We start from the raw sequence: 21,600 nt of genomic DNA on the forward strand, positions 1-21,600 counted from the left end.
GAAAACTTTCTCAAATTTCAGGCACAAAAAAACCGACTTAATGTCGGCTTATCTATGAAAGTGATGGGCGCAGGACGTCTCTTCTAAGAGTGAACCTCAGACTGCTTGATTCGCAGTTAAGGTACTTTATCTAAATACATGCTTTACTTTATTTCAGGCACAAAAAAACCGACGCTTATGTCGGCTTATATATGAAAGTGGTGGGCGTAGGACGTAACTTCTAAGAATGAACCTCCGACCGATTGGCTTTAGCCAACACTTTCTACTTATTTATACTCTAAGCAGAGTTTATGAAAGTGGTGGGCGCAGGAGGATTCGAACCTCCGACCGCCTGGTTCGTAGCCAGGTACTCTATCCAGCTGAGCTATGCGCCCACTTTCATTTTTAACTTATTTATACTCTAAGCAGAGTGATGTAAAAGTGATGTGCGTAGGACGTAACTTCTAAGAATGAACCTCCGACCGCTTGGCTTTAGCCAACACTTTATACTTATTTATACTCTAAGCAGAGTGATGTAAAAGTGGTGGGCGCAGGAGGATTCGAACCTCCGACCGCCTGGTTCGTAGCCAGGTACTCTATCCAGCTGAGCTATGCGCCCACTTTTACTGTTGCTTATTTATACTCTAAGCAGAGTGTGTAAAAAGTGTTGGAAGCAGGACGTATCTTGTAAGAATGAACCTCCGACCGATTTGGTTACAAACCAAACACTTTAACTTATTTATACTCTAAGCAGAGTGTGTAAAGAGTGGTGGGCGCAGGAGGATTCGAACCTCCGACCGCCTGGTTCGTAGCCAGGTACTCTATCCAGCTGAGCTATGCGCCCAATCTTTACTTTACAAGACTTGCCATTAAAAGAAATGGTGGAGAAGGAGGGATTCGAACCCTCGATAGAGCTACAAACTCTATACTCCCTTAGCAGGGGAGCTCCTTCGGCCACTCGGACACCTCTCCGTCTTGTGGGGCGTATAATAAAGATTTCAGAAAATATGTCAAACACTTTTATGTCAAAAATGACTATCTGGTTACAGAACGCGCATAAGTAGGCATTAATTATATAATTGGTTTGAAAAGTATACGATTTAAATGTTTTTGTCTTGCGGGTTAACGCCCATTAAAGGCACTAAATCATCTTTTAGCTGCGCTAAATATTGCTCTTGGTAACCTAATTGCTGAAACTCTGCAATACAGGCTCGGTAATATGCTTGTCGCTTTTGCTCTGTTGTATCGGTTTCTGGCGATTCTTCAACTCGGTTGTCTTTCATATTATATTCTAAGTCCATTTGAGAATTCATATTTAGCGTGCTATTTTAACCCAGCTCAAAATTTTGGCGTATTCTAGCTAAGTTTTTTACATAAATACAACATTATGTTTAAAAAACAGTCATAAAATTACGTTATAGCACTGTCATTAAGGTTATTTAAAACAAAGCTACATTAAATAACCTAATCTGAATTAACTATTAATAAGTACTAATAACTAGCTTTAAAATTTAGTTTAGTACTAATTAATTAAAAAGAGAACAATCTTATCCTCTCTTTCGTCTGTTTTATAAAGCAGTTTACTCTCCAACTTTTACTGCATTGGCGCTTATTTTTATACTCATACAAAAACGCCGCTAAAATTTAGCGGCGTTTTTAGTGTTTATTTTTTTAATTTAAACTTAGTCAGCTTGTGGGCGCATATGCGGGAACAAAATAACATCTTTAATGGTTGGTGAATCAGTAAATAACATGACTAAGCGGTCAATACCAATACCTTCACCGGCAGTAGGCGGTAAGCCGTACTCTAGTGCGCGTATGTAGTCTTCATCGTAGTGCATTGCTTCATCATCGCCGGCGTCTTTTTCTTCAACTTGGCGAGTAAAGCGCTCTGCTTGATCTTGTGCATCGTTAAGCTCCGAGAAGCCATTTGCAAGCTCACGCCCACCAACAAAAAACTCAAAACGGTCGGTAACAAATGGGTTTTCGTCGTTACGGCGAGCTAGTGGCGATACTTCCCACGGGTAGCCTGTAATAAATGTAGGTTGGATAAGCATGTGCTCAGCCGTCTCTTCAAATATTTCACATAAAAACTTACCTGGGCCCCATACACAATTATCAGGAATTTTAACGTGCACTTGTTTAGCGTACGCTTTTAATTCTTCAAAGTGGTTTTCTGGGTCATTAAATACCGCAGCATCAAACTCAGGGTTATATTTTAAGATAGCATCAGCCATACTTAGGCGCTCAAACGGTTTGCCAAAGTCGTACTCTACTGAGTCGATAACTTCGCCGTTTTCGTCTTTAGTTGTATTAACAACAATTGGGCTACCTAAAACGTTAGTTGCAACTGTACGTAGCATGTCTTCGGTAATGTTCATTAAATCGATGTAATCAGCGTACGCTTGGTAGAACTCAATCATAGTGAATTCTGGGTTGTGACGCGTTGATAACCCTTCGTTACGGAAGTTACGGTTAATTTCAAATACGCGGTCAAAACCACCTACCACTAAACGCTTAAGGTAAAGCTCAGGCGCTATACGTAAGTACATGTCTATATCAAGTGCGTTATGGTGGGTCACAAACGGACGCGCAGATGCACCGCCAGGAATAACCTGTAGCATTGGCGTTTCTACTTCCATAAAGTCGCGCTCTGCTAAAAAGCGACGAATGCCTTCAACTACTTGTGAGCGAATACGGAATGTTTCGCGCGTTGCTTCGTTAGTAATTAAATCAACATAACGTTGGCGGTACTTAGTTTCCTGATCTGATAAGCCATGAAACTTCTCTGGTAATGGGCGTAGTGACTTAGTAAGTAGTTCGTACTCAGTCATTTCTACGTATAAATCGCCTTTACCTGATTTATTAAGTGCGCCTTTAACACCAATAATATCGCCAATATCTAGTTGGCCATATTTTGCTTTTAAATCTTTTTGCACATCTTTAGATGCGTAAGCTTGAACGCGGCCTTTCATATCTTGAATGGCCATAAAAGGACCACGCTTAGCTAAAATACGGCCAGCAATTGATACAACGTGCGCAAGCTCTACCAGCTCTTCTTTACTCTTATCACCAAACTCAGCCTGTAAATCAGCCGTGTAATGTTCACGACGGAACTGATTAGGATGACCGTTGGCTGGGCAATTTTCGCGAATAGCGTCTAATTTGCCGCGACGCTCAGCGATTAACTTATTTTCGTCTTGGATTTGATCAGTCATTTTTTAGCTCTTTTTTAGCTTGGTGGTTATAAGCCAGATTTTAGGCTGGCTTCAATAAATTTGTCTAGGTTCCCGTCAAGTACCGATTGCGTATTACGGTTTTCAACGCCAGTTCGTAAATCTTTAATGCGCGCATCATCAAGTACGTAAGAACGAATTTGGCTTCCCCAGCCAATATCCGATTTTGCGTCTTCTTGCGATTGCTTTTCAGCATTTTGCTGCTGAAGTTCAAGCTCAAATAATTTTGCTTTTAACTGCTTCATTGCTTGGGCTTTATTTTTGTGTTGCGAGCGCTCATTTTGACACTGTACAACCGTGTTGGTCGGTACGTGAGTAATACGTACTGCCGACTCGGTGGTATTAACGTGCTGACCACCCGCGCCCGATGCACGGTAAACGTCTATACGCAAGTCAGCCGGATTAATATCAATTTCAATATTGTCATCTACTTCTGGGTAAACAAACGCAGAAGCAAACGAAGTATGACGACGACCACTTGAGTCAAATGGGCTTTTACGTACTAAACGGTGTACCCCTGTTTCTGTGCGCAGCCAACCGTATGCGTATTCGCCCACAAAGCGTACTGTTGCACCTTTAATGCCGGCTACATCGCCGTCAGTTGCTTCTACTAGCTCAACTTTAAAGCCTTTAGCTTCACCCCAGCGTAAATACATGCGTAATAACATGTTACACCAGTCTTGCGCTTCAGTACCGCCCGACCCCGACTGTAAATCAAGGTAAGCGTCGTTTGCATCGTGAGAGCCCGAAAACATACGACGAAACTCTAAACCCTCAAGCTGTTTATTTAAGCCTTCTAGTTCGGTTTGCGCTTCAACAAACGTGTCTTCGTCTTCTGCTTCTACTGCAAGCTCTAATAAACCTTCTACGTCGTCAGCACCCGCTACCAAGTTGTCGATTGTCTCAACAACGGCCTCTAAGGCTGATTTTTCACGGCCAAGTGCTTGTGCGCGCTCAGGTTCATTCCATACGGCTGAATCTTCAAGTTCGGCGTTTACTTCTTCTAGGCGCTCTTGTTTGTGAGCGTAGTCAAAGGTACCCCCGAAGCAGTTCAGTACGTTCGCGAATTTCCTTGATTTGATTAATCACAGGATTCACTTCAAACATGTACATTACTCCAAAATGGCTAGATTATTGCGCGCTAAAATTAGCACTAAACGCAATAAATTATCGTCAAATGATAAAAACGCCCGATTTTAACAAAAAACCGCGCGCTTTATTAGCCTTTTATGCATGCATTGTGCATATTTTTTAATGCACTTTTTCAAGCTCTCTTACTATTAATTGCAGGCTAAACTTGCCTCTAAATTCGTTTATGTCGAGCTGATACGCCACTTTAACAAAACGAGCTTCGGTGTCGGGCCATGCTTTTACATCAATGCCAAAGGCAATAGCGTCAACTAATCGCCCAGATTGATGTTTAAGCACCAGCTTTAAGTGTTTTTCGCCTACTATACGCTGTTGAATAACTTCAAAGGTGTGCTCAAATACCGGCTCAGGAAATTGCTGCCCCCACGGGCCTGATTGCTTTAATAGTTGGGCAAAGTCCATTGTAAAGCACTCGTTTGGCAGCTCGCCGTCGGTAAATACAATACAGCGTTTACTTTCTTCGCTTAACTGCGCGCTTACAGCGGCATCAAACGCATTTTTAAAGTCATTAAAATTTTGCTCATTAATACTCAAGCCTGCCGCCATGGCGTGGCCGCCAAATTTATTAATTAAGTGCGGGTCGGTGGTATTTAGCCCTTCGAGTAGGTCGCGCATGTGTAGCCCCTCAATTGAGCGGCACGAACCTTTTATTTCACCGTTTTCGCCACCAGCAAAAATAACAGTTGGGCGGTGGTACTTTTCTTTTAAGCGGCCCGCTAAAATACCAATAACACCTTGGTGCCAATCCTCTTGGTATAAACAAATAGCATCGGGAATGTTGTCGTCGTTAAAGGCGAGTCTATCAAGTACAGCTTGCGCCTCGGCTTGCATGCCCTGCTCTATTTCACGCCGTGCATGGTTTAAGCTATCAAGCTCACTGGCAATGCGCCTGGCTTGGTTTATATCATTACTTAGCAAACACGCTATGCCTAAGCTCATATCGTCTAATCGCCCTGCGGCATTTAAACGCGGCGCAAGCGAAAAACCAAAGTCACTGGCGCTTAATCGTGCTGCGTTTCGGTTAGCCACTTCAATAAGTGCCGTTATACCTGGGCGTGTTTTACCACTGCGAATACGTGCTAAACCTTGGTGCACTAAAGTGCGGTTATTTGCATCAAGCGCAACGACATCGGCTACAGTGCCAAGGGCAACTATATCAAGTAGGTCGGCCAAGTTTGGCATAGCGTGGTTTTCAAAGTGTCCTTGCTCACGCAACGTGCTTCTAAGGGCTATAAGCAAGTAAAAAGCAACGCCTACACCGGCAATAGATTTTGATGGAAAACTACAATCGTGGCGATTTGGGTTAACAATTGCATCGGCATTAGGGAGCTGCTCGCCTTGTAAGTGGTGATCAGTAACCAGCACTTTAATGCCCACTTTTTTTAATATATCTATTCCTGCAATACACGAAATACCGTTATCTACCGTAATAACCAGCTCTGGCTTTATATCTACAATTTGCTCTGCAAGCGCTGGGCTTAAGCCATAACCTAAACTAAATCTATCTGGTACTAGGTAGTCTAAGTTGTTAAAGCCAAACATGGCCAAGCCTTGCATTAAGGTGGCAGTACTGGTTGCGCCATCGGCATCGAAGTCGCCAACAATTAAAATGCGACTTTGCGCATTCAGCGCATCAATTAATAGCTCGGTGGCTTTGTCGATATCTTTAAACAGTTTAAAGTCGATTAGGGTGGCTGCACTATTATTTAGCTCGTGTGCATTTTGCACGTTACGTGTGGCATAAATTTGCTTAATAACAGGGTGCAGATCGTTTGGCAGGTAAGAATCGCCTACTTTTTCGCGCGCAATGATCAGTTTTTTCATGCTGAGGTTTACTTATAAATTCAAAATAAAAAACAAAAAAAGGCCATTACGGCCTTTTAATAAACGCAAGCGCCTTATTAAGACGCTTTGTTTGCCTCAAGCGCTGCACTTAATGCGGCGGCAGGCTGGTAGCCTGGGATCATTGTACCGTCTTCTAAAATAATGGCTGGCGTACCGCTAATACCAAAGCTTTGGCCTAGCTGGTAATGCTCGGCTACTGGCGCACTACAACCGGCAACCACTTTTGTATCTTCGCCTGACTTAGCCTCTGTTAGTGCTTCTTGTTGGTCGCGTGCACACCATACATTCATTAAGTCGGCATAGCCTGAACCTTGCAGCCCACCACGCGGAAACGCCAAGTAGCGCACAGTAATGCCTGCATCAAGCAAGTCGTCTAATTCGCGGTGTAATTTACGACAATAGCCACAGCTAATATCGGTAAACACGGTAATTTGGTGTTTTTCGTTTGGCGCTTTATAAACAATCATTGAGTCTTCATATTCTTTAATGCCTTCAACACGTACACCATTTAGCGCTTGCTCGGTTAAGTTGCTACGGTTGTTTAAATCAATCAATGTGCCTTGCATTAAGAACTGGCCATCTGGGCTGGCGTAAAGTACACCTTTATTTGTAATAAGCTCTTTTAAACCAGCAACAGGGCTTGGATTTATTTGCTTAACGGTTACACCTAACGTGGCAAATTTAGTAACAATAGGATCATTAGCATCTGGCGTTGTGGCTACGCCATTTGCAAATGCACTCATACTTGTGCACAACATTGCACTTGCTAACATTAATTTTTTCATAATTTTCTCTATCTAATAATACATACTAAATTGACCGCTAAGCTGATAATAAATTTCATATTAAGCGCGCGGATGATGCTCTGAGTGTACCGATTTTAATCGCTCATTGGCAACATGGGTATAAATTTGTGTTGTCGATAAGTCACTGTGCCCTAACATCATCTGCACTACTCTTAAGTCGGCACCATGATTAAGTAAATGTGTTGCAAAGGCATGACGCAATGTATGCGGCGATAAATCTGACTCAATACACGCCAAAATAGCATAGTGTTTAATACGATGCCAAAAGGTTTGTCGGGTCATGCCTACACCACGTTTTGACGGAAACACAAAATCGGTGGCGTGTTTTATCATTTGCGCACGCCCACCTTTTAAAAACTGCTCAAGCCAGTACATGGCTTCTTCGCCAAGCGGCACTAAGCGCTCTTTGTTGCCTTTACCTTTTACAAACACAACCGACTGGCGCAAGTTAATTTGCTCCATACGCAGCCCTACAAGTTCGGTTACACGTAAGCCTGTTGCATAAAGTAACTCTAGCATGGCTTTATCGCGCAGCCCCATGGGCTCTTCAATATTTGGCGCACTCAATAATGCTTCTACTTCAGCCTCTGAGAGCGTTTTAGGTAGCGATTGACCTGCTTTTGGTTGAGCAATGTTTTCAAGCGGTGAGCTTGCGATACGTTTTTCACGTACAAAATACTGATAAAACCGCTTTAAAGCACTTATGCTGCGTGCGGTGCTACGTGGTTTTAGCCCTAAATCTACGCGGTGCGCTAGGTAACTTTCTATATCTAAGCTGGTTACCGTCATTAAGTTATCGCCTTTAAAAAATTGGCAAAACTTATCTAGGTCGCTGCGATACGCACTTAAAGTATTTTCGCTTACACCTTGCTCTAAATACAAGCTATCTAAAAAAGTTTCTAAAAAGTCGCTATTACTGTTTAGCTCGGTATTTTGCTCTGGTAAATCGTCAGGTAGCGTTGTCACGTTGTGATCTCATGTTGGTAATACCCACGGTAGAAGGTATCAATTAAAAATACCTTACGGTAAACTGCGCCCTATCATAACAGGCAATTACACAGTGATAAATACGATGCAGATTGGTTTATTTTTTGGCTCTACTACATGCTACACAGAGATGGCAGCAGAAAAAATTCGCGACCTTATTGGCGCCGATGTAGTGACCTTACACAATATTAAAGACGAACCACTAAAAAATGCAGAGCAGTACGACTTTATCATCTTTGGTATTTCAACATGGGATTTTGGTGAAATACAAGAAGACTGGGAGTCTAAGTGGGATGACATTAAAGATGTAAACCTAAATGGTAAAACCATTGCTTTATTTGGCATGGGCGACCAACAAGGTTACGGACAATGGTTTCAAGACGCCCTTGGTATGCTTCACGATGAAATAAATACCCAGTCGTTTACGCAACTTGGTTTTTGGCCAAACGATGAAAACTACGAGTTTGAAGCGTCAAAAGCGCTCACTCCCGATGGCAAACATTTTGTAGGGCTCGCGCTAGATGAAGACAGCCAATACGAGCTAAGCGACGAGCGCATAGCCAGCTGGGTTGAACAAATAATGACAGAGTATAGCGAAACACTATAACGAGTTTGGCCTAAACCATGTTTAGGCCAGCGCATTACAAATAACTCAGTTTTTTAGCGCACTTTTTTTCACGTATTTTTGCTTGCCTTTGCAATAGCCAATTAGGCGCAAAGGTATTGATAATACATGCCAGAACAATAAGCGCTGAGCCTATTACTTGCGATAGACTTAACGTTGTATCGTAAAAAATTAGCTGAAATAACAACGCAAATAATAAGTTAGAATAAATAAGCGGTGCTAGCTGCGAGTTAGAGCTCGCTAATCGGTACGCCTTTCCTCTAAAAAACTGCGTCGCAGCGGTCGAAAACCCAATTAATGCCACCATCAGTAATAAACTGTAATTGCTTATATCGATTGCAAAGCCTTGGTAAAAGCTTGCCTCACCGGAAGAAAACATCAATACCGGCACCATAAAAATGGCGGCCAGCGTAAAACTCCAACCGTTTATTACCATCATGGGGAGATTAATTTTACTGGCTCTAAACAAGGTAATTTGCGAGCAAGCATTAAAAACCCCTGCCCCTAAGCCAATTAATAAGCTCCAGCGCCATTGTATGCCATCGCTATGAATATTTTGAATAATCACACCCGCAAACATAAGCGCCATTGTAGGTAGTAATAGCCAATTTAATTTAGTTTTAAAAAGTACTCGCTCTATTAGCGGTATAAATAACGGCCCAGTGCTAAATAAAATAACCGCCTCCACCAGCGTTAAAGTATTTAGCGCCACTAAAAAGCAGTTTTGGCACAGCACTATAAAAATTGCGCGAATAGCAAAGGTTCGCCATGCTGATTTATTAGGCAGTTGCCATTTAATACCCGCCGCCAAAGCCAGCATAATAATCGCGGGTAAAAACACCCGTAAAAAAACCACTTCGCTGGTGCTAAAGTAATCGGTAAGTAACTTGGCTATAAAGCTATTTAACGCCAAGGTAAATGTAGAGAGCAGCATAAACACACTAGCACGAGAATTTAACGTCACCGCAGTTATCCTTTGAATAAAAAATTAATAAAAACCGATTTAAAAAGCTTAATTTTTTTAATCTATTTATTATTTTTTAAAAAATTGGTATGTGCTTTTATGGTGCTAATTTTACGTGTACTTTATAAATATAAAAGCGAATAATACTAAACTAACCTGTAAGTAAAACTTAACTGTTAATAAGTATCCTATGATTAAATCAGCGCCGTTAAAATCTCTCTATACGTTTATAGCTGTTGCCGAAACTGGCAGCATGGTGCTCGCGGCTGAGCAGCTAAGTATTAGTCACTCTGCAATAAGTCAGTCAATTAAAGCTTTAGAGTTACAACTGAATACGCCACTTTTTAATCGTATTGGTCGCCGCGTTGAACTCAACCCTGTAGGTGAGCGCTATTACAAACGCATAGCCCCAGCCATGGCTGAAATTTTAGCTGCCAGCCAAGAGGCAAAAAACACAGCGAATGAGCCAACCTATTTAACACTCAATATGGTTAACTCGCTAGCTCTGCACTGGTGGATCCCTAGGGTGGCTGATTTTCAGCGCATTTCGCCAAATAGTGACATCCGTATTTCTAACTTGGTGGGAGAATTTGATTTAGATCGCGAAGGGATTGATGCAGCGATTATTCATGGTCAGCCCGATCAGTGGCAAAAATATCACTGTGAAAAGCTAGCCGACGATCAGTTAATTTTAGTGTGTAACCCACAACTTTTAGTTGGATTAAATAAAGATGAATTAACCGCGCAAAATTTGCTGCAGCGTTTTAAAGCAATCTACGTTACCAACCCACGTAGGCAAAACGATTGGCAAACATGGTGCGAGGCCAATAATTTAGCGCAGCCTAAGCAGCATAATAACTTAACCTTTAATATTTCAGTGCAAGCAACGCAAGCCGCTATGCGCCAGCTTGGCGTTTTGGTCACCCACAAACAATTTGTATGCGACGATATTAAGCACGGCATGCTCACGCAAATTGGCCAAAGCATTGTAAATCCGCATCAGCAGTTTTATTTTGCAACAAGCCACGCCATGCTTAATCACCCACAAGTAAGCGCATTACGAGCGTGGCTTAAACGCGAATTTTTAAAAACAGCAAGCGAGTAACGCTACTCTATGCGCTCCCAATATTGGTTACGGTAAAAAAAGCCAATATAGCCACGTACTTCTAACGTTTTACCGTTGTTTTGTGGCGTTAGTTGCACGGTATAGGTTTTACCATTTGTAGGGTCAAGTATTTCACCATCGCCCCACACGCCATCACCTTCTGGCTTAACGTCAGTGATAATAGTCATCCCTAAAATAGGCTGATCTTTTAATGCGCCATCGCACTCTTTACAAATACCGGTTTGTTTAGCAGGGTCTAAAATAGTCTCAACTTTACCACTTAACACCTTATCGTTTTGAGTAATACGTACGTACGATTTAGATTCGTTGGTGTCTTCATCTATGGTTTTCCAAAGCCCAACAGGAGTCATGTTTGCAAGCGCACCTTGGCTTAAAAATAAAGCCGCAGCAAGTGTAGTTAGAAACCCTAGCTTGTTCATTCCTTTCATTTTTAAATTCCTACAAAATTTTTTATTATCATAGCAAGAGTAGTTTTAACATTACATCTTCAAGTAAAACCCTTTACATAACGCAATATAATCATCGCTGTAGCGATTGTTTTCATCTTTTATGCATAGGGAGGTAAGCTCAGGTAAAGTGTTTACTAAGCTAAAGCGCATTAAACTGCGGCTAAATGCTTTACTTGGTGTGGTTTTTACTTGGCAGTGCGCGTTTAAATAAAGCCCGTTTTGTTTTGCCAATTCAATAAATATGCCCGCCTCTGTGGTGGGTAAAATTACGTTAAAACACGAATGCTTATGGCTTAAACGCATATAGGCATGTATTAACTCGTCAAAACTTAAACCATCGGTATGGCGTGCGGTGTTACGGGCATCGCTTAGCCCTTTTAAGCTGTGGTTAAAATAAGGGGGGTTAGATATCACAATATCAAATGGCAGCGCCTGTTTAAACGTTTGAATAGTGGTGTGCTTTACTGTGATATTTGGCCACGGACTAGAGGCTATATTTTGTTGTGCTTGCTTGTAAGCTGCTTCATCAATTTCAACAGCAGTTATACTAAGTGCCGGTTGGCGCTGTTTACACATAAGTGCGAGTAAACCGGTGCCTGTGCCTATATCGAGTAGTGACTTTGCATCACTTAAATTAGCCCAAGCGCCAAGTAAAATGCCATCGGTTGAGACTTTCATGGCGCACTTATCGTGCTCAACCTTAAATTGTTTAAACGTAAACCCTGACATTTTTTCACCTTTTCATTCACCAACTGGCGTATAGCGCGTATAATTGCAGGTAATTGTCCCTTATTTTAGACACTCTATGCAATTTTCTGAATTTGATCTTGATACTAAACTACTCAACGCCATTGATAAAATGGGCTACGAGACACCAACCAGCATTCAACAACAAGCTATTCCTGAAGCGCTGCAAGGTCGCGATATTTTAGCATCAGCACCTACTGGCACAGGTAAAACGGCGGCATTTTTAATTCCGGCTATTCAATACTTAATGGATTTTCCGCGTCGCGACCCAGGTTTTGCACGTGTGTTAATAATGACCCCAACCCGTGAACTGGCTTATCAAATTCATGAGCAATGTGAACTGCTTGCTAAAGGCACTCACCTTAAAATTGGTGTAGTAACAGGTGGTATAAACTACGGTACCCACAAAGAAATTTTTGAAAACAATAACGATATTTTAATCGCCACACCAGGGCGTTTAATGGAATACCTTGAAACCGAAAATTTCCATGCTGAAAACGTAGAAATGCTTATTCTTGATGAAGCTGACCGCATGTTAGACATGGGCTTTAGAAAAGAAATGCTGCGCATATGTGACGAAGCTAAAAACCGTCGTCAGTGCTTTTTATTCTCTGCGACTTTAGAAGGCGATAGCGTTGAGTTATTTGCTGAGCGTATTTTAAACGACCCAGCGTTACTTGAGGCGGAATCATCGCGTAAAGAAAAAGCAAAAATTCACCAGTGGGTTCACCTTGCTGATGACTACCACCACAAGCTTGAGCTGTTGGTTAATACCTTAAATGGCCCAGACGTAAGTAAAGCCATTGTATTTGTTAAAACCCGTGAGCGCCTAGAAACACTTATTGGTGAGCTTACTAATAATGGTGTAAAAGCAGCATGGCTACGTGGAGAAATGCCGCAAGATAAGCGCATGAAAGCCATGGAAAACTTTCACAGTGGTAAAACGCGCATATTAATAGCAACCGACGTTGCGGCCCGTGGTATTGACGTTTCTGACATTAGCCACGTAATTAACTTTGATATGCCACGCACTGCCGATGTTTATGTACATCGTATTGGCCGTACTGGCCGTGCTGGTAAAAAAGGGATTGCAATATCGCTTGTTGAAGCACACGACATTGGTATTTTATACAAGGTTGAACGCTACACAGAGCAAAAGCTTAAGCGCCGTATAATTAAAGGGCTTGAGCCACAGCATAAAGAGGCTAAGCCACCCGCTAAAAAGCGTAAAGACCCTGTAAAGATGAAAGCTAAGAAAAAAGCCAAAGCTAAAAATAAAAAGAAATAACCCCTAAATAAGCCGGCAATTGCCGGCTTATTTGTACCTGTTACAAATGTAACCCAAGCATGTAACTCATTCCCATTAAAATGTAATTATTGCCCACCTGAAATTCCACTTAACAAAATACCCTTACATTTCAATAAATTAAAATTGGCATCGAAATTGTAACTGAGAAAGTAACTCAGCTAATAATTGCTGCACTATTAACCGTAATGTAAGGATAAAGTTATGAACCGCTTTAAGTTAACTATCGCTTTAGTATCATTTTGTTGTTTATTTTTATTAGCTTGCGCTACAAAAGTAAGTGCAGCAACTAACTTAGCCGTAGTAAGCAGTGTGGCTACTCAACCTAACTTACAACAAACAATCACCAATACGTTACGCACTAACCCAAATTTAGCATTAAACGATATTCGCGTGCAGGTAGAAGACGGTGAAGTAGATTTATACGGTGAAGCGCAAACAGGTTTTCAACGTGCACTTGCGCAAAAGTTTTTAGAAAACATGGATGGCGTTAAAATTATCCGTAATAAAATTAGTGTTATTTAATATACCTTTTTCCAAACTTATTTCTCAGCGCTGCTTGTTACTCCAACACAAGCGGCGCTTTTTATAGCCTGCATAATCTCACCGGCTGCAAACATATTCATAAACCAGTTTAAATAGCTTAGTAAATGCATTTTAGCTTACTCCCTTCACACAAAAAACACACAGTGCCCTACTCATATAAACGTTCTTTAAGAAGCGACAAACTCTGTAGAGCTTTAACCAACGTCAGTAGTAATTTAATTAATCTATTTTAATATAGGGTAACCTCGCCGATGCAGTTGTTATAGTTGCAGCAGTTTTAACGCAGCTAGCACATGTGTGAGCTCTTAAACTAGTTAAGCATTATTATGGGCTGGTACTATTGCAGGTTGGGATTGTTGCAGGCTGGAAATATTAACAGCGTAGATGGTTAGCGTTACTTAGCTTAAACTAGCAGCAATGTGAAAGCGCTAGAGCCTGAAAGCACACCGGATAAAAAAGTGTGCATATACCCGCGGGGTATTTAAGGGAGTAGCAAAACTTAAAATATTTTTGCTCACCAATTCCTTTTTTAGTACAAAAAGCGCGCTTTTACTTTGTAAAAACGCGCTGATAGTCGGTAACTATTTCCCAATGCCTTTGCCTTGTGAGTTTTAAATTATTTACTTACCTTGGCTTGCATCAGTATTATTATCACCCTCTTTATTTGTTGATTGCTGGCTTATTTTATCGCTTATCATGGCATCGAGTTTTTCACCGCCTTTTATACCAAAATCTAAAGTACGTATTGGGAATGGAATACTAATATCAGCTTCATCGAGTGCTTGTTTAACGGCCACTACGCCCTTGTGGCGTACTGTCATAAAGTCTGGCTCACCTGGGTATTTAATCCAAAACCATACCAGTAAATTAATGCTACTGTCGCCAAAGCCTTCTGCGTATACAGCGGTTTCGTCTTTGCGTATTACAAAGTCAAATTCATTAATTTTATCTACTATTACTTCTTTGGCTTTTTCGATGTCGTCGCCGTACGAAATACCAACAGGTACTTCTATGCGCCTAACGCCTAACGTGGTGTAATTTTTTAGCACGTTTCTAAATAATACCTTGTTTGGTACCAGTATTAACTGCCCGTAAAAGCTCTCTATTAGCGTGTTACGCAGGTTTATTGAGTGCACTGAGCCAAATACATCATCGGTTTCTATAACATCACCTGCTTTAAACGGTTTGCGTATGCCCATAGCAATACCGGCAATTAGGTTTTCGGTCATGTCTTGAAATGCAAAACCTATGGCTAAACCCACAATACCCGCACCGGCTAACAACGAGGTTACGGTGCCTTTTAGCCCCATAAAATCAAGTGCTATAAATAAGCCTACACATAACACAATGACCTTAAAAATAGAGGCCATTAGGTCGGCTATTTGTTTTGAGTCGAGTGAACGCCTTAATAGGTTTTTCATCAGCTGACCGGCAAAGCGCGCTATTATTGAAAATACAATGGCTATCACCACGGCCACAATAAAGTTTGGGATGTGGCTAATAACGACATCAAACCACCCACCGAGTTTTTCTTCGATGAGCTTTTCGGCTTCGCCAACTGAAGGAATACTGATCATATTTTTACACCTATCTATTTTTTATCTCATTAATAGTAGGTGAAGTTAGCAAGTTTAGCGCCAGCATAAAAAAAGCCATGCATTGCATGGCTTTTTAACTCATTGTTTGCTGAGTATAAACGCTTAGTTTTGTTCGTCGCGCATAAATACAGGCTCAAGATCTTTAGTGGTTGCTTCAGGACTAAAGTAATAACCCGCCACACTAAACTCTTTTAATTGGCTAAGCTGCGTTACTTGGTTTTCTATGATGTAACGGGCCATCATGCCGCGTGCTTTTTTAGCGTAAAAGCTAATTACTTTATATTGACCATTTTTACAATCTTTAAAATGCGGCGTAATAATTTGTGCATTAAGCGCTTTTTTATCTACTGCTTTAAAGTACTCATTTGAAGCAAGATTAACGAGGTATTGTGCGTCTTGCGCTTTTAGTTCCTCGTTTAATTTATTAGCAATAATACTGCCCCAAAATTCATACAAGTTTTTACCGCGAGGGTTATCAAGCTTGGTGCCCATTTCGAGGCGGTAGGCTTGCATTAAATCAAGTGGTTTTAATAAACCGTATAAACCTGAAAGTATACGTAAATGGCTTTGCGCATAATCGAGGTTGGCTGCAGTAAGTGTTGCGGCATCTAAACCACCGTACACATCGCCGTTAAAGGCTAGCACCGCTTGTTTAGCATTACTTTGCGTAAATGGTTGCGACCATTCGCTAAAGCGCGCAGCGTTAAGCCCTGCTAGCTTATCGCTAATTTTCATTAGGCTGCCAATTTGCGCTGGAGTTAGTTCACGGCATACTTTCATGAGCTCTTCGCTGTGCTCTAGTAATTCAGGTTGAGTGAACTTATCTGTTGCGGGTGGCGTTTCGTAATCAAGATTTTTTGCTGGTGAAATAACAGTGATCATAGTTAGCTATTGACTTGTAATTTATTTAATGTCAATTTCAACATTAAATGAGACGAAAAGCACGTTTTGTTTATAAAATACCATTGAAAATTAATCTCAATGGCCTAAATCCTACCTTAATAAATCATGCATCGTCGTTTTTCTATTGATAAGGACATAAGACCTATCAAGCATTGTCACACTGTTGCAGTATTGAATACTTATATTAAGGTAGTTTAGATTTTCTTTTAACTTGCTTGGAATGAGGAAGGCAAATGACTAGCGCTCTACAAAGGCTAAAACAACATTCATCTATCGTAGCCGACACTGGCGATATTGAAGCGATCAAAAAGCATCAACCTGAAGATGCAACCACAAACCCGTCGCTTTTATTAAAAGCGAGCGAGATTGAAGCTTACAAGCCTTATTTAGATAAAGCTTGGAGCTATGCAAAAGAAACAGAGCAAGATGCAGCTAAACAGCTTGAACTTGCATGTGACTACTTTGCCGTATTAATTGGTAAAGAAATTAGCGAAATTGTACCTGGTTATATTTCTACAGAAGTAGATGCTCGTTTATCATTCGACACCCAAGCAACTATTGATAAAGCCCATACCTTGCTTAGCCTTTATGAAAAAGAAGGTGTAAGCAAAGACAAAATTTTAATCAAAGTTGCGTCTACATGGGAAGGTATTAAAGCGGCCGAACAGCTAGAAAAAGAAGGGACTAAATGTAACCTGACTTTATTATTTAGCGATGCTCAAGCACGTGCATGTGCTGATGCAAATGTATTTTTAATCTCGCCATTTGTTGGCCGTATTTTAGATTGGCACGTAGCAAATGGTATGGAAAAACCAACCGACCCGCTACAAGATCCAGGTGTTCAATCTGTACGTAGCATTTTTGAGTTTTATAAACGCCATGATTACAAAACCGTTGTTATGGGCGCAAGCTTCCGTAATACCGGCGAAATTATTGCACTTACAGGTTGTGACAAGCTAACAATTAGCCCTAACCTACTTGAAGATTTAGGCAATTTAGAAGGCGCTGAAGAATACTTACTGCAAAGTGATATTCCTAAAGAGCCAAAGCCTGCTCCACTTACTGAATCGCAGTTCCGTTGGTTACATAACCAAGATGCAATGGCAACTGAAAAACTAGCTGAGGGTATTCGCTCATTCGCAGATGCACAAGAGCAGCTAGAAGCACGTTTTAAAGCTATGTAATACGCGCTAATTATTTATTAAACGCCGCACCTGCGGCGTTTTTTTGTGCCTTTAATATAATCGCTTCTGCTTTAAACTAACCTGCCACAGCATGTACCATTGCCTACACAGCTAAATAGCTAACTTTTAGTATTTTTTTATTTATTTTTTCTATCTCAAAATAGCGCGGCCATTAAAGAAAGTTAGTATTAAACTTCATCAATGCATCACATACCTGTAACAAATTCGTCACTTTTTTATTCTATTTTAGCTAGGCCTGTGGTATAGGTATTCTCGAGGTTCACTAAAATCAATAGGAGATAGTCATGGATAGCCTAAACGATATATTAGAGATATTAGAAGGTCCTGATACAACAAGAAAAACCTCTCAAAAGAATAAAAAAAGAAAGTGGCGCGAGATTGAGGCCATAAAAGACAAACAACGGTTACGTAAAGAACTACAGGAGTTAGACTTTTTTACAGACAGTATTGAAATTGATGAGCTAGATTTTTAATTTTAATACACATCAACTAATCAAAAGGCTTTCACGTATGAAAGCCTTTTTACTATATCAATTAAACCTGCCAATTAATGGGCTTATCGCCTTGGGCTTGTAATAATTCATTTGTTTGTGAAAAGTGCTTACAACCAAAAAAACCACGATGCGCAGAAAGCGGTGATGGGTGCGGCCCTTTTAAAATATGATGGCGAGCGCTGTTAATATTTTTACCTTTTTTTTGTGCATGAGCGCCCCATAAAATAAACACGACCCCTTTGCAGTGTGCATTTATATGAGCTATCACGTTATCGGTAAATTGCTCCCACCCTAAATGCTTATGTGAGTGGGCTTGGCCTGACTCAACCGTGAGTACGGTATTGAGTAAAAACACGCCCTGCTCAGCCCAGTTTTGTAAGTAACCATGCTCTGGTATGTCAAAACCGGGAATATCCGTTGCCAATTCTTTGTACATATTTTTTAGCGACGGCGGTAACTTTTTAACCTCTGGCAACACAGAAAAACATAAACCATGGGCTTGGCCTTCTCCGTGGTATGGGTCTTGGCCTAAAATAACCACGCGAATATTGTTAAGGGCTGTAGCTTCAAAGGCGCTAAATACTTGTGACTCTGGCGGGTAAATAGCAACCCCTTCTTCGCGGCGCTTTGCGACATAATCTAACGTTTGCTGCATATAAGGCTGCTGTAATTCATATTCTAAAAAGGCTGACCAATCGCTCATTGTATACTCTTAATTTGTTTGCGTGATGCATCTATTTTATCACACATATTAGCCAAGCCATCTAGCATGCGCGGCGAAAATCTATGCAGTAAGTCAGCATTTACACGTACAAATTGATTGTGTTTTACAGCGGGAACTTCTGGCCATTTTTGCCAATTAATTTTAGGTTGTGGCTTATCGGCGTGTTCATCAGGAATAATAATAATCTGTGGTTTTTTAATCATCACGTTTTCAATACTTATTTGCGGGTAGTCGGTTGGGCTGTGTGCAAATACATTGCTTACTTGGCAAATCTCAATAAGCTGGTTTATCCAAGTTTTATTATTTACTGTCATCATGGGCTCAGCCCAAAGCTGATAAAAACCACTTAGCGGCTCTTTACTATGGTAGCGCTGTTTAATTGCAGCTAACCTTTTTGTAAAGTTTGCTGCTACCTGCTGACTTTGCTCAACATACCCAGTAAGCTGGCCAAGTGTAATTAGCTCATTAGCCAAGCTCTCTATTGTGGTTGGGTTACTTAAGTGAACATTTATACCTAGGCGCTTTATTTGCTCTAAATCTTCACTTTGATTACCGCTTTTCCACGCAATCACTAAATCAGGTTTTAGCGCTAATAATTTCTCAAGGGAAATACCATAGTAACCTCCAATCCGCTCTATACTTTTAGCTTCAATTGGGTAATCGGCGTAATCAACAGTGCCAACAATATTACTCCCCGCACCTATAGCAAATAGGTTTTCTACTATGTGGGGAGCCAGTGCAACAACACGTAGTTTATCTTGTGTAGTTGTATCACTCGCTGCAGCATTGCCCCCTAGACACAAAAACAGTAGTGCAGCAAAAAACGCGTTGTACATTAGTAATCAAATCCTTCAAGCGCCTTAATACCTGAATCGAAGGCATGTTTAACATTACGCACTTCGCTTACCGTATCGGCAAGGTCAGTTAACGTGCGATGCGCTGCACGACCTGTAATAATAACCGACTGCATGGAAGGGCGATTATTTAGCGCGTTTACTACCTCATCTAAATCAATATAACCGTAGGTCACCATGTAGGTAAGCTCATCAAGTAATACCAAATCAATACTGCTATCGGCCAGCATACGCTTTGCCTCTTGCCATGTTGCTTGCGCGGCTGCGGTGTCTGCTTCTTTGTTTTGCGTATCCCACGTAAACCCTGTATTCATCACGGCAAATTCAACCCCTGCGCCTTGTAATAAGTTACGCTCTCCACACTCCCATGTGCCTTTAATAAACTGACACACAGCAGCTTTTTTACCATGACCAACACAACGTGCAACCACACCAAAGCCCGAGGTTGATTTACCTTTACCATTTCCTGTAATTACTTGAAATATACCTTTTACTTCTTGCGCTGCGGCCACACGCGCATCTACCTGTTCTTTTACTTTTTGCTGGCGCTGCTGGTGCTTATCGTTGCTTTTATCTGTCATTATTGTGTCCTTCATAAATCGATATAATATGTTGTATGTTTAAGTGTGTCTCACACATAGTGGCTAAGCGTTCTAACTGCTGTTCGCGGTGCTTAGCAATACTAATGGGCTTTATTGCGACCTCTGGTTTTACCCAGTTTAAAATTTGCAATGTGGCGTTGGCTTCATCAAACAAGCCGTGTAAATAAGTACCAGCAATGGCATTGTCATCACTAATAAAACCATCGCTTACAAATCCATTAGGGTGCGCGTTAAACATTAAAAATGGCTTATTAAGTGCTGCGCCTTCACTAATGCCCGCATGTATTTCGTAACCACTACAGGGGGTTTTATTATCATTTAACTGCATAGTTGCGGTTACTTTAGTAAGTACTTTTTGTGTGCTAAGAGTGGTATCAAAGTCACTTAATCCAAGGCCTTTAACACGCTTTAATGACGATTCCACTCCCATCGGATCAGCAATGCTTTTGCCTAACATTTGCATGCCGCCACATACACCCAACACTTTACCGCCATAACGTATGTGGCGCTGTATTTGCGTATCCCAGCCTTCACTTTTTACAAAGCTTAAATCGCCCAGCACGTTTTTACTGCCAGGAATAATAATCAGATCAACTGGTGGGATCACGTGTGTGTGGCGTACATAATTGATATTAATATTTGGGTGCAGCCGTAATGCATCAAAATCGGTGTGGTTACTAATATGCGGCAATAAAAGCACGGCTATATTAATAGTGGCAGTCGTCACCTTGTTATCTATAGCAACGGCATCTTCAGCATCAAGGGCTAAATCATGTAAATAGGGCAGTACTCCAAGCACTGGTTTTTTTGTATAGCACTCAAGCCAATCAAGCCCGCTTTGCAGTAAACTTATATCGCCTCTAAAACGGTTTATAACAAAGCCTTTTACGCGCGCTTGCTCGGATTCGCTTAGCAGCGCTAATGTACCCACTAAATGCGCGAACACACCGCCTTTGTCTATATCGGCAATAATAATGACAGGGCAATCTACCGCTTCTGCGTAACCCATATTGGCAATGTCGTTTTCGCGCAGGTTTATTTCTGCAGGGCTGCCTGCGCCCTCAACCAATAATAAATCAAACTGTTTAGCTAAGCGTTTATGCGAGGCAAGCACTGCATCCATCGCAACCTGTTTATAATTATGATATGCCCCTGCCTCCATATTACTAATGGCTTTTCCATGTACAATGACTTGCGCTCCCGTATCACTATTTGGTTTGAGCAATATGGGGTTAAAGTCGTTTTGAGGCTCTACTTTAGCGGCTATGGCTTGCAAAGCTTGCGCACGGCCTATTTCTCCGCCCTCTTTTGTAACCGCGCTATTAAGCGCCATATTTTGCGGTTTAAAAGGCGCAACCTTTGCGCCTCGCTTTGCAAACACTCTGCAAAGCGCAGCGACTAAAGTGCTTTTTCCGGCATCTGACGTCGTGCCTTGAATCATTAAGGTTTTCATCA

Annotated in this window: 21 protein-coding genes and 4 tRNA genes; 6 read left to right on the top strand and 19 right to left on the bottom strand. The window is 41.3% G+C overall.

Features of this window, described 5'->3' with window-relative positions; genetic code table 11:
- Positions 1-297: 297 nt before the first annotated feature.
- From WDB87_RS15165 to xerD, 10 genes are all read right to left on the bottom strand, one after another.
- Positions 298-374 (bottom strand) — tRNA-Arg (locus tag WDB87_RS15165).
- Between the two features lie 147 nt (positions 375-521).
- Positions 522-598: transfer RNA gene (locus WDB87_RS15170), tRNA-Arg, on the bottom strand.
- A 148-nt stretch (positions 599-746) separates the two neighbouring features.
- A tRNA-Arg gene (locus tag WDB87_RS15175) sits at positions 747-823 on the bottom strand.
- 35 nt (positions 824-858) lie between these two features.
- Positions 859-951, bottom strand: a tRNA-Ser gene (locus WDB87_RS15180).
- Positions 952-1,079: 128 nt separating this feature from the next.
- Positions 1,080-1,262, bottom strand: coding sequence for a hypothetical protein (locus WDB87_RS15185; protein ID WP_024031585.1), 183 nt, complete (start codon positions 1,260-1,262; stop codon positions 1,080-1,082).
- 399 nt (positions 1,263-1,661) lie between these two features.
- Positions 1,662-3,197, bottom strand: a complete 1,536-nt coding sequence (gene lysS / locus WDB87_RS15190; RefSeq protein WP_286246179.1) for a lysine--tRNA ligase — start codon at positions 3,195-3,197, stop codon at positions 1,662-1,664.
- A gap of 26 nt (positions 3,198-3,223) precedes the next feature.
- A protein-coding gene (gene prfB, locus WDB87_RS15195) for a peptide chain release factor 2 (protein ID WP_096041210.1) occupies positions 3,224-4,322 on the bottom strand; the annotation gives its coding sequence in 2 pieces (ribosomal slippage) (positions 3,224-4,246 and positions 4,248-4,322; 1,098 coding nt in all).
- Positions 4,323-4,466: 144 nt separating this feature from the next.
- Complete coding sequence (gene recJ / locus WDB87_RS15200) at positions 4,467-6,188, bottom strand: single-stranded-DNA-specific exonuclease RecJ (protein WP_337850317.1); 1,722 nt, start codon at positions 6,186-6,188, stop codon at positions 4,467-4,469.
- 77 nt (positions 6,189-6,265) lie between these two features.
- Positions 6,266-6,994 carry a bifunctional protein-disulfide isomerase/oxidoreductase DsbC gene (dsbC, locus tag WDB87_RS15205; RefSeq protein ID WP_286246177.1) on the bottom strand — a complete coding sequence of 243 codons (729 nt, stop codon included), beginning with the start codon at positions 6,992-6,994 and terminating at the stop codon, positions 6,266-6,268.
- A 60-nt stretch (positions 6,995-7,054) separates the two neighbouring features.
- Positions 7,055-7,981, bottom strand: a complete 927-nt coding sequence (gene xerD / locus WDB87_RS15210; RefSeq protein ID WP_286246176.1) for a site-specific tyrosine recombinase XerD — start codon at positions 7,979-7,981, stop codon at positions 7,055-7,057.
- A 106-nt stretch (positions 7,982-8,087) separates the two neighbouring features.
- Between xerD and fldB the strand changes: the two genes are divergently transcribed.
- Positions 8,088-8,609, top strand: coding sequence for a flavodoxin FldB (gene fldB, locus WDB87_RS15215; protein ID WP_004588002.1), 522 nt, complete (start codon positions 8,088-8,090; stop codon positions 8,607-8,609).
- A gap of 34 nt (positions 8,610-8,643) precedes the next feature.
- On the opposite strand, the gene WDB87_RS15220 is transcribed toward fldB, so the two are convergent.
- Positions 8,644-9,591 (bottom strand): DMT family transporter, encoded by a 948-nt coding sequence (locus tag WDB87_RS15220; RefSeq protein WP_337850318.1) that lies wholly within the window; start codon positions 9,589-9,591, stop codon positions 8,644-8,646.
- Between the two features lie 190 nt (positions 9,592-9,781).
- Between WDB87_RS15220 and WDB87_RS15225 the strand changes: the two genes are divergently transcribed.
- Positions 9,782-10,696 carry a LysR substrate-binding domain-containing protein gene (locus tag WDB87_RS15225; RefSeq protein WP_337850319.1) on the top strand — a complete coding sequence of 305 codons (915 nt, stop codon included), beginning with the start codon at positions 9,782-9,784 and terminating at the stop codon, positions 10,694-10,696.
- 2 nt (positions 10,697-10,698) lie between these two features.
- Here WDB87_RS15225 and WDB87_RS15230 read toward each other — a convergent pair whose 3' ends face one another.
- Together WDB87_RS15230 and WDB87_RS15235 are read right to left on the bottom strand one after the other, a co-directional pair.
- Positions 10,699-11,145 (bottom strand): DUF2147 domain-containing protein, encoded by a 447-nt coding sequence (locus tag WDB87_RS15230; RefSeq protein WP_286246173.1) that lies wholly within the window; start codon positions 11,143-11,145, stop codon positions 10,699-10,701.
- A gap of 51 nt (positions 11,146-11,196) precedes the next feature.
- Entirely contained in the window at positions 11,197-11,895 is a 699-nt protein-coding gene (locus WDB87_RS15235) for a tRNA1(Val) (adenine(37)-N6)-methyltransferase (protein WP_337850320.1), read from the bottom strand.
- 76 nt (positions 11,896-11,971) lie between these two features.
- Between WDB87_RS15235 and srmB the strand changes: the two genes are divergently transcribed.
- Positions 11,972-13,201, top strand: a complete 1,230-nt coding sequence (gene srmB, locus WDB87_RS15240) for an ATP-dependent RNA helicase SrmB (protein WP_055016341.1) — start codon at positions 11,972-11,974, stop codon at positions 13,199-13,201.
- 222 nt (positions 13,202-13,423) lie between these two features.
- On the top strand, positions 13,424-13,744 hold the full coding sequence (locus tag WDB87_RS15245) for a BON domain-containing protein (RefSeq protein ID WP_054983750.1): 321 nt from the start codon (positions 13,424-13,426) through the stop codon (positions 13,742-13,744).
- A gap of 641 nt (positions 13,745-14,385) precedes the next feature.
- Here the strand turns inward: WDB87_RS15245 and WDB87_RS15250 are convergent.
- Positions 14,386-15,342, bottom strand: coding sequence for a mechanosensitive ion channel family protein (locus tag WDB87_RS15250; protein ID WP_337850321.1), 957 nt, complete (start codon positions 15,340-15,342; stop codon positions 14,386-14,388).
- 123 nt (positions 15,343-15,465) lie between these two features.
- A complete protein-coding gene (yaaA, locus tag WDB87_RS15255) occupies positions 15,466-16,245 on the bottom strand; it encodes a peroxide stress protein YaaA (RefSeq protein WP_055016339.1) in 780 nt (259 codons plus the stop codon).
- A gap of 254 nt (positions 16,246-16,499) precedes the next feature.
- Between yaaA and tal the strand changes: the two genes are divergently transcribed.
- Positions 16,500-17,450 carry a transaldolase gene (gene tal / locus WDB87_RS15260; protein WP_054983753.1) on the top strand — a complete coding sequence of 317 codons (951 nt, stop codon included), beginning with the start codon at positions 16,500-16,502 and terminating at the stop codon, positions 17,448-17,450.
- Positions 17,451-17,755: 305 nt separating this feature from the next.
- On the top strand, positions 17,756-17,944 hold the full coding sequence (locus WDB87_RS15265; RefSeq protein WP_004587992.1) for a DUF3545 family protein: 189 nt from the start codon (positions 17,756-17,758) through the stop codon (positions 17,942-17,944).
- A gap of 61 nt (positions 17,945-18,005) precedes the next feature.
- Here the strand turns inward: WDB87_RS15265 and ung are convergent, their stop codons facing one another.
- The 4 genes from ung to WDB87_RS15285 are packed head-to-tail and all read right to left on the bottom strand — an operon-like array spanning position 18,006 to position 21,598.
- Complete coding sequence (gene ung, locus WDB87_RS15270; protein ID WP_337850322.1) at positions 18,006-18,668, bottom strand: uracil-DNA glycosylase; 663 nt, start codon at positions 18,666-18,668, stop codon at positions 18,006-18,008.
- Complete coding sequence (locus WDB87_RS15275) at positions 18,665-19,525, bottom strand: cobalamin-binding protein (RefSeq protein ID WP_337850323.1); 861 nt, start codon at positions 19,523-19,525, stop codon at positions 18,665-18,667. The genes ung and WDB87_RS15275 overlap by 4 nt, the downstream gene beginning before the upstream one ends.
- Complete coding sequence (cobO, locus tag WDB87_RS15280; protein ID WP_337850324.1) at positions 19,525-20,124, bottom strand: cob(I)yrinic acid a,c-diamide adenosyltransferase; 600 nt, start codon at positions 20,122-20,124, stop codon at positions 19,525-19,527. Before cobO ends, WDB87_RS15275 begins: the two co-directional genes overlap by 1 nt.
- Entirely contained in the window at positions 20,114-21,598 is a 1,485-nt protein-coding gene (locus tag WDB87_RS15285) for a cobyric acid synthase (RefSeq protein ID WP_337850325.1), read from the bottom strand. The genes cobO and WDB87_RS15285 overlap by 11 nt, the downstream gene beginning before the upstream one ends.
- Between the last annotated feature and the right edge of the window lie 2 nt (positions 21,599-21,600).

Source organism: Pseudoalteromonas sp. C12FD-1 (genome assembly GCF_037414265.1).
In the GTDB taxonomy this organism is placed as follows: Bacteria; Pseudomonadota; Gammaproteobacteria; order Enterobacterales; family Alteromonadaceae; genus Pseudoalteromonas.